The sequence below is a fragment of the Mesorhizobium sp. ES1-6 genome, assembly GCF_020164775.1.
Taxonomy (GTDB): Bacteria; Pseudomonadota; Alphaproteobacteria; order Rhizobiales; family Rhizobiaceae; genus Mesorhizobium.
On sequence record NZ_JAIUGU010000002.1, the window covers coordinates 331,656 to 343,514 of the forward strand.

Sequence of the window (11,859 nt, forward strand, 5' to 3'; positions counted from 1 at the left end):
GCCTTTGCGCCAAGGCGGCAAAGGCGTTGACGAGATCAACGGAGCATCTTCGGGCAGAGCCCGCGGCTCCAGGGGAGGAAGAATGGATACTCTACTTGCTGGCCTCAAGGGGGCCATCGACACGCTTGGCGCGACAGTCCTGCTGCCGATCGTCATTTTCATCATTGCCGTGGTTTTGGGCGCCAAGGTCAGCAAGGCCTTTCGCGCCGCCGTGACCATCGGCGTCGCCTTCATCGGTATCAACCTCGTGCTTGGCCTGATGTTCACGTCGATCGGCGACGTGGCCAAGGCCATTGTCACCAACACCGGCATCCATCGCGACATCATCGATGTCGGCTGGCCTTCGGCGGCGGCGATCGCCTTCGGCTCGTCGGTCGGGCTTTGGGTCATCCCGGTCGGCATCCTGGTCAACATCGTGCTGCTTTTGACGCGCATGACACGCACGCTCAATGTCGACGTCTGGAATTTCTGGCACTTCGCCTTCGTCGGTTCGCTTGTCGTTGCCGCCACCAACAATCTGGCTTACGGCATTGCGATCGCGGCGCTCGTCGCAGCGCTTTCGCTGCTTTTCGCCGACTGGTCGGCGCGCGCGGTGCAGCAGTTCTACGGCGTGCCCGGCATTTCGGTGCCGCACCTCGCCTCGGCGCAGATCCTGCCGATCGCCATCATCCTGAACTGGATCATGGACCGCATTCCCGGCATCAACCGCATCAACATCAACACCGAAACCATCGAGCGCCGCTTCGGCGTGTTCGGTGAACCGGTCGTGCTTGGCCTGATCATCGGCCTCGTGCTCGGCGCCATCGCCTTCTACAATGCCGGCGATCTCGGCACGGTGCTGGCCAAGGTGCTGGGCACCGGCATGACGCTGGCGGCGGTCATGCTGCTGTTGCCGCGTATGGTCAAGATCCTGATGGAAGGCCTGCTTCCGGTTTCCGACGCGGCGCAGGAATTCGTGCGCAAGCGCACCGGCGACCGCGAGCTTCTCGTCGGCCTCGATTCGGCGATCCTGATCGGCCATCCCGCGGCGATCTCGTCGTCGCTGATCCTGGTACCGATCGCGATCATCCTGTCGGTGATCCTGCCGGGCAACCGCGTCATCCTGTTCGCCGACCTGGCGGTCATCCCCTTCATCGTCGCCATGACCGCGCCGCTGGTCAAAGGCAATGTGTTCCGCATGGTGGTGATCGGCACGGTGACCTTGGCGATCGGTTTCTATGTCGCCAACGCGCTGGCGCCGCTGTTCACAAGTGCCGCCGTCGCATCGGGCTTCAAGCTGCCGGCGGATGCGCTGCAGATCACCTCGGTGGTCGACGGCTTCCTGTGGGTTCCCTACGTGATCATCGAGGCGATCCAGGGACTTGGGCTAGCCGGCATCATCCTCATCGCGGTGGTCATCGCCGCCCTGTTCGTGCTCTATCGCCGCAATACGCTTGGCTGGGAGCGGGCGGCGGGCGCCGAGGACGAGCCTGCCGAAGGCACGGCCTGACCCTTCATCGCGCCTCAATTCGAAACGATCGTGCGCCCTTCGCGGGCGCACGATCTCCAACGGAGCAAGATATGTCCGACGGCCTCATGCAGCTTCTGGATCCCGAAGCGATCGTGCTCGGATCGGATGCCTCGACCAATGAGGAGATCATTCGTATCCTCGCCGGCAGGCTCGAGGCTCTCGGCTATGTCAAAAGCTCCTATGCCGACGCGGTCGTGCGCCGCGAAATGACCATCCCGACGGGACTGCCACTGGAACGCGCCGACAATGTCGCGGTGCCGCACACCGATCCCGAGCACGTGCTGAAGCCCGGCATCGCGATGGGCACGCTGATAAAGCCGGTGATCTTCGCCAACATGGAAGATCCCGACGAGAAGCTGCCGGTCGGCTTCGTCTTCCTGCTTGCCATCAATGACAAGGACAAGCAGATTGAAGCGCTGCAGTCCGTCATGGCCACCATCCAGAATCCCGATGCATTGGACGGCTTGAGGTCGGCCAGGAACCTCGACGACGTGCGTGCCGTGCTCGGCTGATAACCCAAGGAGGAGCAGCAAATGTCCAAACAGAAAACAATTCTCTTTGCCTGCGGCACCGGCATCGCCACCTCGACGGCGGTCAACGTCGCCGTCACCGAGGCGATGAAGAAGCGCGGCCTTACCTTCAACGCGCAACAGGCCAAGGCGACCGAAGTGCCGGGGCTGGCCGACAGTGTCGACTTCATCGTCTCCACGACCCCGATCTCGGCTTCGGTGACCAAGCCGGTCATCAAGGGCCTCGCCTTCCTCACCGGCATCGGCAAGGACAAGGTGCTCGACGAGATCGAGGCGCAGTTGCGCAAGTAGGTCGCGGACGACGCGGCCTTGCCAAGGGTGACTCAGACCACCCTGACGTAGCTCGTCATGCCCGATTTCTGGTGCTCGATGATGTGGCAATGCAGCAGCCAGTCACCGGGATTGTCGGCGACGAAGCCCAGGCTCACCTTCTCGTTCGGCTGGATAAGGTAGGTGTCCGAAATCAACGGCTGCACCGGACGCGTCGATGACGACAGCACCTTGAAGCTCATGCCGTGCAGATGCATCGGGTGCGATTGCGGCGTCAGGTTCTCCATGTCGATGATGTAACTCCTGCCGAGCTTCAATTCGGCCAAAGGCGTGGTCGGGTCCGGCGTATCGCCTGGCCACGGCACTTTGTTGATGGCCCAGAAACTGTAGCCGAGCGAACCGCAGATGCCGTCGCTGGGGATGTTTTCCGCTGTAGCGCTTAGCGCCAGTGAAATATGCTGGGCAGTGCTGAGATCGACCTCCGCCACCGGATTGACCTCCAGCGGTGCTAGGTCGCGACTATCCCGCTTCAGCGAATTGCCTGTGGCGCGCAGCGTCGCGAGCACCTTGGGCTTGGTGCCCCTGACGTCGCGCAGGCTGACGATCGCGCCCTCCTCGTCCGGCATACGGATGGCGAGTTCCATGCGTTGCCCGGGCCCAAGCAGCAAGGCGTCGGGCGCAAAGCGCTGCGGCACCGGATTGCCGTCCAGCGCCATCACCATTGCTTCGGCCCCGTCGACGCGAAAGGCATAGATGCGGGTGACATCGGTGATCGCGACGCGCAGACGCGTCAGCCCGCCGGCCGGCGCGTCATATCGCGGCTGGTCTAGCCAGTTGGCGGTGCGCACCGTGCCGTAAGTGCCGGTTCTCGCCGCATCGCGCGGCCGGAACTGGTCGATGAACTGGGCGTCGTCGCCAAGGCGCCAGTCGCGCAGGTTGAGGACCACTTCGGCATCGAATTTCGGATCTTTCGGGTTTTCGACCACGATCACGCCGGTCAGGCCGTGGCCCATCTGCTCAAGCGTATTGCAGTGCGGATGGTACCAGAAGGTGCCGGCGTCCGGCGGGGTGAAGGCGTAGTCGAAATGGTCGCCGGTATAGACATAGGGCTGCACCAGGAACGGCACGCCATCCATCTTGTTCGGCACGCGGATGCCGTGCCAGTGGACGGTCGTCGGATCGTCTATGGCGTTGACCAGGCGCGCGGCGAAGGGTTCGCCCTTCTTCATCCTGATCACCGGCGGCATCCCGGCATTGCCATAGGTCAGCACATTGTTGGTCTGGCCGCCCTCCATCAGCTTGGCCGCGATTTTCGCCGTTCGCAGCTCTATCGGCTCAGGCGTCGCGGCGAAGCCGCCCAGCCGACCCATGGCGGCGAGCCCGACGCCGCTCGCACCGGCAACCGCGGCAGTCTTGAGCAGTCCGCGGCGGGTAAATACGGTCATGTCGCACTCCAACGGAAAAGCTGACTGTCCTGCGCAGCTTTGCCGTAATAGCCGGACTGGCATGCGTTTGCCAACGCTGCCGGTCGCGACGGCCCCTCGCCGTCAGTGCAACGCGGCCAGCAGTGCCCGTGCCGGGACGCATTCTGGACGATGGCCGCCGATCGGTGGCCTTGTGGCGGGTCTATGCCGGATCCACGCTCGCCAGGAAGCGGGCGAAGATCGGGTTGAAGCGGTCGGGTGAATCCCAGAACGGCGCGTGGCCCGATTTGTCGAGCAGATGCGCCTTGCCTTCCCACAAATTGGAAAACTTGACCGCCGCGACGAAATCGGTGTTGACGAACGGTTCGTCGATGCCGTTGAGCACGCCGATCGGCGGCGTCTTGCCGGCGACGATCTCGCGCTGGTTGCGGCCGGTGCCGGCGGCGAATTTCTCGAACATCAGGCGCCGCGCCCACCCGTCGGTGCGCGCCACCGTGTCGAGGAGAAATGGTTCGAACGGTTCGCCGCAGGTGCTGCGCGCATAGGCCTCGACATCGTCGGCGCTGAAGATTTCCTGCCCGGCAAGGTGCATATGAGGACTCGGCTTGAACCCGTTGCCGACCTCCTCTGGCGATACCGGCGGGGTGCCCGTGATCATCAGGCCAAGCAGGCCGGGATAACGGTCGATCATCTCCAGCCCGATATGGCCGCCGAGCGACCAGCCGAAGACGATGGCCTTGCCGACCCCGAGCAATCCCAACACTTCGGTCATCGCATCGGCGTAGCCTTCCATGCTGTAGGAGCGATCGGGATCGATGGCGTCGCCGGATGCGCCGTGGCCGGGCAGATCGGGAGCGATCATGTGGTAGCGGTCGCCCAGCGGGCTCTCGAGCTGGTTGCGGAAGACCGCGCTTGACGACGAATTGCCGTGGATCAGCAGCACGGCGGTGCCTTTGCCGTCGGTCTCGCGAACGGCGATCTTGCCGTGGCTGGTTTCAAGGGTCTTCTGCGAGGTCGTCATGGTCCGCTCCGTCTGGAATTGCCTCGTTTTAGTGCAGATGCGCAGCAAAGCGCCATGGCTTCTATACCTTTGCGGGAACCGTCTTCCCGGTCAGGTTGCGTTGAAAAATCCTTTTCAAATAAGAACAATTATGCGTAGATTGTCAATTATCCAACTCCCGATGAACGGGAGGAAAACAGGGAACGGCACTATGAAATCCAAATCCGCAGGCAACAGAATCCGCCATATGCTGATGAGCACGGCCCTGATTGCGGCATTCGCCACAGCAAGCGCGCCCGCTTTCGCCGATGTCGTCAAGATCGGCCTGCTGGCGCCGATCACCGGCCCCGCCGCGGCCGACGGCCAGGAGTTCCAGCGTGGCGTGCAGATGGCGATCGACGAGGCGAATGCGGCCGGCGGCGTTGCCGGCAACACGTTCGAACTGGTGGTCGGCGACGTCAAGGATCAGTCGGCCGGCAACGTCACCAGCGCGGTCGAGCGCCTGCTTGGCGATCCTGGTGTGCAGTTCATGCTCACCGGCTACGCCAGCCTGACCAATTTCGAGATCGACAACATGGCCGAGGCCGAGATGCCCTACATGCTGGCGGCCACCTCGCAGCAGACCAGGGACATCATCGCGCCGAACCCAGACAAATACATGTGCTGCTGGTCGCTGACGCCGTCGTTCGACGCCTACAACACCGACGTCACCCTTTTCGTCGAGAAGCTCGCTGCCGACGGCAAGATCACCTTGCCGACCAAGAAGGTCGCCATCATCTCCTCCGACAACGCCTATTCGAAAACCATCTCGGAAGGCATGAAGAAGACCTTCAAGGAGAAGGGCTGGACCATCACCGTCGACGAGATCGTGCCGTTCGGCGAGGTGACCGACTGGCGCTCGATCCTCGCCAAGGTGCGCGAGAACGTTCCCGACGTCGTCATCAACACCGACTATCTGCCGGGCAATTCGGCATCGTTCCTGAACCAGTTCCTCGAGCAGCCGACCAAGAGCCTGGTCTTCCTGCAATATGCGCCGAGCGTTCCGGAATTCGTCGAACTGACCGGCAAGAAGTCGAACGGCGTCATCTACAATCTTCTCGGCGGCGCCCTGACCACACCGAAGAACCCGCGTGCCGACGAGGTAGCGGCCAAGTTCAAGGCCAAGTACGGCGTGGAGAGCGGCACCTACGGCGTCGGCCTCTACGAAATGACCAATGTCTATTTCGACGCGGTCAAGAAAGTCGGCGGCGCATCGGACCACGCGGCGATCATGAAGGCGCTGTCGGAGACCGACAAGCAGGTCGCGGAAGGCCGGCTGAAATTCGACCCGGCCACGCATCTCGCCACCCAGGGCGACGACTATATCCCGATCACCTTCTTCCAGATCTGGGATGGCCAGCGCACGTTGATCTCGCCGGAGAAATACGCCACCGGCGCCTTCAAGCCGCAGCCGTGGATGCAATAGGCTAATGGCATTGCTTGAACTGGACGACGTGTCGAAGGCCTTCGGTTCGCTGAAGGCCGTCGATGGCGTGTCGTTCAAGGTCGAGGCCGGCGAAATCTTCGGCATCGCCGGCCCGAACGGCAGCGGCAAGAGCACGCTGTTCAACATCATCACCGGCATCCCGTTCGGGCCGGACAGGGGCGACATCCGCTTTGACGGGACCGCCATCAACGGCAAGCCGGGGCATGCCATCGCGCGCCTTGGCCTTGCCCGCACCTTTCAGCGCGAGACCAGTTTCGACGGGCTGACCGTGTTCGAGAACGCGCTGATCGGCGCGAGCTATGGCAAGCAAGAGAAGACGGCCGCGGCGGCCCGTGACGGCGCTGCCGAGGCGCTGGAATTCGTCGGCCTGGGATCAGCGTCCTTCGGGCGGCTGGCCGGCGAGCTTTCGGTCTTCGAACGCAAATGCCTGATGCTTGCCACCGCGATCGCCATGCAGCCCCGCATGCTTTTGCTCGACGAGCCGGCGTCGAGCCTGACCAAGCCCGAGATCGAGACGTCGATCGGTCTGATCCGCCGGACCGCCGAGCGCGGCATCACCATTCTCCTGATCGAACATGTGCTGACCTTCCTGATGAGCCTGTCGCGGCATCTGCTGGTGCTCAACAATGGCCGCGTGCTTGCCGCCGGCGAGCCGGAGAGCGTGATCGCCGACCCGCGCGTCATCGAGGCCTATCTCGGAACCCGGAGGGCGGTGGCGTGAGCCCTATTCTCACCGTCGAAGGCATCACCGCCGGCTATGGCCGCGTCACCGTGCTGCACGACATTTCGCTGGAGGCCGGGCGCTTCGGCAATGTCGGCCTGTTCGGGCCGAACGGCCATGGCAAGACGACCTTGTTGCGCGCCATCTCCGGGCTGTTGCCGGCCAAAAGCGGCCGCATCCAATTCGACGGACAGGACATATCGGGCCTCAGCGCCCGCGCTATCGTGGGCACCGGCCTGATCCATGTGCCGCAGGGCAACCGGCTATTTCCCGATCTCTCCATAGCCGACTGCATGGCGCTGGGCGCCTATTCGCCGCGCGCCCGCCCGCATGAGGCGGAGAACCGCGAGAAGGTGGTCAAGCTGTTCCCGAAACTCGCCGAACGCTGGCGCCAGCGCGTGCGCACGCTGTCGGGAGGCGAGCGCCAGATGGTGTCGATCGGTACCGCACTGATGAGCCATCCGCGCCTGCTGATCCTCGACGAGCCGACGCTTGGGCTGGCGCCCAAGATCAAGGACGAGCTCTGCGCCTCCGTCATGGACATTTCGCGCGGCGGCGTGCCGCTCATCGTCGTCGAGCAGGATATCGAATTCCTGCTGGAGCTGACGCAGCAACTCTACCTCGTCAATCACGGCGCGGTGGCAACCGAGATCAAGCCGGGCGAAAGCCTCGACCACGGCGAGATCATGTCGATGTATTTTGGCCACTAGGATTCTAAGATGAGCGCATTGGCGGAAATCCTGTTCGGCGGCCTGTTTCAGGGCTCGCTCTACGCCATGATGGCGGTCGGGCTCGCTTTGGTCTGGACGACGATCGGCGTGTTCAACTTCAGCCATGGCGTGTTCATGATGCTGGGGGCCTACATCGCCTGGCAGCTGGTTGAACTCGGCCTGCCGGCGGCGGTGGCCTTTCCCATAGCCGTCGTCGTCATGGCCGGCGTCGGCTGGATCCTGCAGGCGAGCGTCGTGCGGCCGCTGATCGGCCGGCCCAACATCGTGCTGGTCGTCGTCATCACCACGCTTGCCGCCGGATCGCTGATCGAGAACGGCGCGCTCACCATCTGGGGGCCGCGCTCCAAGCAGATCCCGGCGCTCATCGACGGCAACACCACCATCGGCGGTGTCGGCGTTTCGTTGCACCAGATCGCCATCATCGTCATCACACCGCTGATCCTGGCGGCGCTGTGGATGTTCCTCAACCGCACGCGGCTCGGACTGGCATTGCGCGCCGTTGCGCAGAACGAGGATGCCAGCCATCTGGTTGGTCTCAACGTCACCGCGCTCTATGGCCTGGCCTTCGCCATCGCCGCCTCGCTGGCGGGGCTCGCTGGCATCTTCATGGGCGGCTATCGCTTCATGTCGCCGGTCATGGGCTCGGACCCGCTGCTCAAGGCGCTGATCGTCGTCGTCTTCGGCGGCATATCGAGCATATCGGGCCCGATCTTCGCCGCCTATCTGATCGGCTTCTTCGAGGCCGCCTGCAGCTATTATTTCGGTCTCTACTGGACGCCGGCGCTGCTGTTCGGCGTGCTGATCCTGACCCTGATGGTGCGCCCCGAGGGCATTTTCGCCAGCCGCTCGCGAGGCCTCGCATGACCGACACGACCTCGCCAATCACCCAGATACGGATGGCGACGACAACCCCGATCGCGCCCGGCCGCACGCCGTGGAAGCACGAGGCCGTCGGCTTCGTCCTCGGCTTCGCCCTGCTGGCGCTGCTGCCGCTGCTCTTTGGCGACACCTATGCCCGCCACATCCTGATCATGGCCTTCATCTACGCCATCGTGGCGTCCAACTGGGATCTCAGCCTCGGCTATGGCGGCGTCTTCAACTTCGGCCATCTGGCGCTGTTCGGCATCGGCGTCTACGCCTACAGCCTGCTCACCAAACTGGCCGGGCTCGACCCCTGGATCGCGCTTTTGGCCAGCGGCGTCATCGCCACGCTGGCGGCGATCGTGGTGACCATCCCGATCCTGCGGCTGAAGGGCATCTATATCATCCTGGTCACCTTCGGCTTCGCGCAGCTCATCATGCAGGTCATCCTCAGCCAGTCCGACATTACCGGCGGCACGCAAGGGCTGGTGCGCATTCCCGGCCTCTACTGGTTCGACCACAACATGGTCCGCGACGCCAAATTCGCCTATTTCTACATCGCGCTGGCGCTGCTGGTGGCGAGCACGCTGTTCCTGCGCGTGTTCGTGCGTTCGCGCACCGGCGCCAGCATCGTGGCGCTGCGCGACAATGAGGAATACGCCATCAGCCGCGGCGTCTCGATCGTGCGCCAGCGCATGCTGACGCTCGCGGCAAGCGCCTTCTTCACCGGCATCGCCGGCGCCTTCTACGCCGCCTACCAGCGCAATGCCTCGATCGACGTGTTCGGCATGAGTCTGGCGACCATCATCCTGTCGATGGTGCTGCTGGGTGGCACCAGCACGATCTACGGCGCCATCATCGCCTCGTTCGTGCTGACGATCTTCGCCGAGTGGATGGCCGATTTCGGCGCATGGCGTCCGATCATCACGGCGGTGCTGATCATCGGCGTGATGCTGGCCTATCCGAGCGGGCTGGCCGGCATGATCAGATCGGCATGGAATGTCGTCGCCGGGCGGATCAAACGCCCGGCCTGACCGCCGGAAAAATTACGTCGCTCAGCGCACGCCGCACCAGTCGATCACCGAAGCGGCGATCACCTTGGCGGTCTCGACCACCGATTCCACCTCGACATATTCGTTGGCGCCATGGAACCCGTCGCCCGATGGGCCGAAGATGACGCCGTCGACGCCGGCGCCGGCATAATGCGCGGCATCGCAGACGGCGACGAAGCCGCTTGTCTTCGGCGCCTTGCCGATGGCGGCCTTTCGCTGCATCAGCGACGTCACCAGCGGATGATCGACCGGGGTGTTCATGGGCGGGAAATGCAGCCCGCCGAGCTCCCACTGGATGACAGGCGGATTGTCGCGCAGCCAGGCGTCGGTCTGGGCGAAATGATGGACGAACGTCTCGAAGTCGCGGCGGTATTCGGCCGAGGTTTCATCGGGCAGGAATTTCATGTCGAGGTCGAGCACCGCGACATCGGGAATGATGGCCGGATTGGTCATCACCGTCGGCAGGCCGTGCTCGCCGAGGCCCGTTCCGCCATGCATGACACCGATGTTGATCGTGTTCATGCCGAGCGGCAGCAGCGGATGGGATTTCGCCCGCGTCCGGTCCAGCTCGTATTGGCGAACGGCGGCGATGAAGCGGGCTGCGATCTCGATCGCGTTGACGCCCGGCTTCAGCCGGTCCTTGTCGTGTCTCTGCGGATAGATTTCATTGTAACGCAGCGCCGAATGCGCATTGCGACCACGGATCGTCACCCGCGCCCATTCGAGCCCGCCCTCGACCGGCAGGACATCGCCCCAGGTCGGCTCGGCGACCAGCACCGCCTTGGCAAGCTTGCCTTTCCTGACCGCGTCCATGGCGCCGAAGCCGCCGGCCTCCTCGTCGACGACGGAGTGGATCGTCAGCCGCCCCTGCAGCGTAATGCCCGCCTTGCGGATCGCGTGCGCTGCGGCGACGCAAGCCGCGACACCGCCCTTCATGTCGACCGCGCCACGGCCATAGAGACGGCCATCGGTGACCTCGCCACCGAAGGGGTCGACCGACCAATCCTTCATCTCGCCGACCGGCACCACGTCGATATGGCCACACAGGATCAGGCTGCGCTCCTCGTTTCCGGCCCATTCGCCGACCAGATTGGGCCGGCCAGGCAAGGCGTCCCACTGCTCGGTGCGGAAGCCATCCTGCTTGAGGATCGGTTCGAGCAGCGCCTGGACGTCCGCCTCGCGGTTGATCGCCGGATTGGCTTCGAATTTGGGATTGACCGACGGGATGCGGACCATGTCGCGGACCAGGCCGATCAGCCAGTCGCGGTCGGCCTCGATTTCAGCCTGCACGGCATCGATGATCGTCTGGGTGTCAGCCATGGCTATTCCTTTCTCGCATCGCCGCCTTGGGCGTTTCGACGCTATTTCCTCGGGGTTCTTGGTTTGGCGGTTCCGGTATCGGACGGCGACAGAGCGGCATCGAGGGTAACGGCATTGGCGCTGCGGATCTTCTCGATATCCTCGATGCGCTTGCGCACCGCGCCGCCATGGCCTTCCAGCGCATGGGCGAAAACGGTCTCCATCTGGGCCACGGCGGTCGCCAGCGTGTCGAAGGGCGAGTTGGCGTCGATCGCCGCGACCATGGTCAGGTCGGCGATGTCAGCGATCGGCGACAGCCATACATCGGTGAAAAGCAGGACGGAAACGCCACGTTCATGCGCCTGCTGCGCAAAGCTGACCACATCCGACTGGTAGCGCCGGTAGTCGAAGACGACGAGAAGGTCGCGCTTGCCAAGGTCGATCAACAGGTCGAAATCGGCGGGGCTGAGCGAACCGATGTCGCGCACGCCGGAGCGGAACTGCAGGAGGTAGCCAGCAAGCATGGAGGCGATATGCCGGCTGAAACGACCGCCCAGCAGCACGACCTGGCCCTTTGTCTCGAGCAACAGGTTGACGGCTCGCGTATAGGCCTGCAGCGGCACCGCCGTGCGCGTGCGCTCCAGACTGTCGGAAACCGAATGGAAGTAGGCGAGCGCGGTGCCTTCGCTGGAGCCGCCGGGACGCTTGGCCTCCATCATCAAAAGCGGCGAGTGCAGCCGGGATTCCACCTCCGTGAGCAACCGCGCCTGGAAATCCGCGAAACCGACATAGCCGAGCTTGGTCATCAGCCGTGTCACGCTCGGGTCACTGACGCCCGCGCGCCGCGCCAGCCGGGTCGCCGTTCCCAGCCCGGACATCGGATAATCGGCGAGCAGGACCTGCACGATTTTTTCTTCCGCCGATGTGAACGCCAAGGTGGTGTTGGCCAGTTCTTCGCGGATCGACATGGTCATC

12 protein-coding genes are annotated in these 11,859 nt (G+C 63.7%); 8 read left to right on the forward strand and 4 right to left on the reverse strand.

The features are described 5' to 3' along the window. Positions 1 to 82: 82 nt before the first annotated feature. From LB564_RS06300 to LB564_RS06310, 3 genes are all read left to right on the forward strand, one after another. Complete coding sequence (locus LB564_RS06300; protein ID WP_140705967.1) at positions 83 to 1,489, forward strand: PTS galactitol transporter subunit IIC; 1,407 nt, start codon at positions 83 to 85, stop codon at positions 1,487 to 1,489. A 71-nt stretch (positions 1,490 to 1,560) separates the two neighbouring features. Then, a complete protein-coding gene (locus tag LB564_RS06305) occupies positions 1,561 to 2,022 on the forward strand; it encodes a PTS sugar transporter subunit IIA (RefSeq protein WP_224535938.1) in 462 nt (153 codons plus the stop codon). A gap of 21 nt (positions 2,023 to 2,043) precedes the next feature. Further along, a complete protein-coding gene (locus tag LB564_RS06310; RefSeq protein ID WP_140705971.1) occupies positions 2,044 to 2,331 on the forward strand; it encodes a PTS sugar transporter subunit IIB in 288 nt (95 codons plus the stop codon). 32 nt (positions 2,332 to 2,363) lie between these two features. Here the strand turns inward: LB564_RS06310 and LB564_RS06315 are convergent, their stop codons facing one another. Both LB564_RS06315 and LB564_RS06320 read right to left on the reverse strand, forming a co-directional pair. Then, positions 2,364 to 3,755 carry a multicopper oxidase family protein gene (locus LB564_RS06315; protein ID WP_224535940.1) on the reverse strand — a complete coding sequence of 464 codons (1,392 nt, stop codon included), beginning with the start codon at positions 3,753 to 3,755 and terminating at the stop codon, positions 2,364 to 2,366. A gap of 181 nt (positions 3,756 to 3,936) precedes the next feature. Continuing rightward, a complete protein-coding gene (locus tag LB564_RS06320; RefSeq protein ID WP_224535942.1) occupies positions 3,937 to 4,755 on the reverse strand; it encodes an alpha/beta fold hydrolase in 819 nt (272 codons plus the stop codon). Between the two features lie 190 nt (positions 4,756 to 4,945). Here LB564_RS06320 and LB564_RS06325 point away from each other — a divergent pair, with 190 nt between their 5' ends. From LB564_RS06325 to LB564_RS06345, 5 genes are read left to right on the forward strand one after another with little or no spacing between them, the layout of a single operon-like run. Further along, entirely contained in the window at positions 4,946 to 6,199 is a 1,254-nt protein-coding gene (locus LB564_RS06325) for an ABC transporter substrate-binding protein (protein WP_140705977.1), read from the forward strand. Between the two features lie 4 nt (positions 6,200 to 6,203). Next, complete coding sequence (locus tag LB564_RS06330; RefSeq protein WP_224535944.1) at positions 6,204 to 6,941, forward strand: ABC transporter ATP-binding protein; 738 nt, start codon at positions 6,204 to 6,206, stop codon at positions 6,939 to 6,941. Then, entirely contained in the window at positions 6,938 to 7,651 is a 714-nt protein-coding gene (locus LB564_RS06335) for an ABC transporter ATP-binding protein (protein WP_224535946.1), read from the forward strand. The genes LB564_RS06330 and LB564_RS06335 overlap by 4 nt, the downstream gene beginning before the upstream one ends. A gap of 9 nt (positions 7,652 to 7,660) precedes the next feature. Beyond that, positions 7,661 to 8,536 (forward strand): branched-chain amino acid ABC transporter permease, encoded by an 876-nt coding sequence (locus LB564_RS06340; protein WP_140705983.1) that lies wholly within the window; start codon positions 7,661 to 7,663, stop codon positions 8,534 to 8,536. Next, entirely contained in the window at positions 8,533 to 9,567 is a 1,035-nt protein-coding gene (locus LB564_RS06345; protein WP_224535948.1) for a branched-chain amino acid ABC transporter permease, read from the forward strand. Before LB564_RS06340 ends, LB564_RS06345 begins: the two co-directional genes overlap by 4 nt. A 21-nt stretch (positions 9,568 to 9,588) precedes the next feature. Here LB564_RS06345 and LB564_RS06350 read toward each other — a convergent pair whose 3' ends face one another. Both LB564_RS06350 and LB564_RS06355 read right to left on the reverse strand, forming a co-directional pair. Continuing rightward, positions 9,589 to 10,905, reverse strand: coding sequence for a M20 family metallopeptidase (locus LB564_RS06350; protein WP_224535949.1), 1,317 nt, complete (start codon positions 10,903 to 10,905; stop codon positions 9,589 to 9,591). Between the two features lie 41 nt (positions 10,906 to 10,946). Next, complete coding sequence (locus LB564_RS06355; RefSeq protein ID WP_224535951.1) at positions 10,947 to 11,852, reverse strand: MurR/RpiR family transcriptional regulator; 906 nt, start codon at positions 11,850 to 11,852, stop codon at positions 10,947 to 10,949. Positions 11,853 to 11,859: the final 7 nt, after the last annotated feature.

Coding starts and splice junctions, on each gene's coding strand:
- LB564_RS06300 (WP_140705967.1), top strand. CDS start 83: ATGGATACTCTACTTGCTGGCCTCAAGGGGGCCATCGACACGCTTGGC.
- LB564_RS06305 (WP_224535938.1), top strand. CDS start 1,561: ATGTCCGACGGCCTCATGCAGCTTCTGGATCCCGAAGCGATCGTGCTC.
- LB564_RS06310 (WP_140705971.1), top strand. CDS start 2,044: ATGTCCAAACAGAAAACAATTCTCTTTGCCTGCGGCACCGGCATCGCC.
- LB564_RS06315 (WP_224535940.1), bottom strand. CDS start 3,755: ATGACCGTATTTACCCGCCGCGGACTGCTCAAGACTGCCGCGGTTGCC.
- LB564_RS06320 (WP_224535942.1), bottom strand. CDS start 4,755: ATGACGACCTCGCAGAAGACCCTTGAAACCAGCCACGGCAAGATCGCC.
- LB564_RS06325 (WP_140705977.1), top strand. CDS start 4,946: ATGAAATCCAAATCCGCAGGCAACAGAATCCGCCATATGCTGATGAGC.
- LB564_RS06330 (WP_224535944.1), top strand. CDS start 6,204: ATGGCATTGCTTGAACTGGACGACGTGTCGAAGGCCTTCGGTTCGCTG.
- LB564_RS06340 (WP_140705983.1), top strand. CDS start 7,661: ATGAGCGCATTGGCGGAAATCCTGTTCGGCGGCCTGTTTCAGGGCTCG.
- LB564_RS06345 (WP_224535948.1), top strand. CDS start 8,533: ATGACCGACACGACCTCGCCAATCACCCAGATACGGATGGCGACGACA.
- LB564_RS06350 (WP_224535949.1), bottom strand. CDS start 10,905: ATGGCTGACACCCAGACGATCATCGATGCCGTGCAGGCTGAAATCGAG.
- LB564_RS06355 (WP_224535951.1), bottom strand. CDS start 11,852: ATGTCGATCCGCGAAGAACTGGCCAACACCACCTTGGCGTTCACATCG.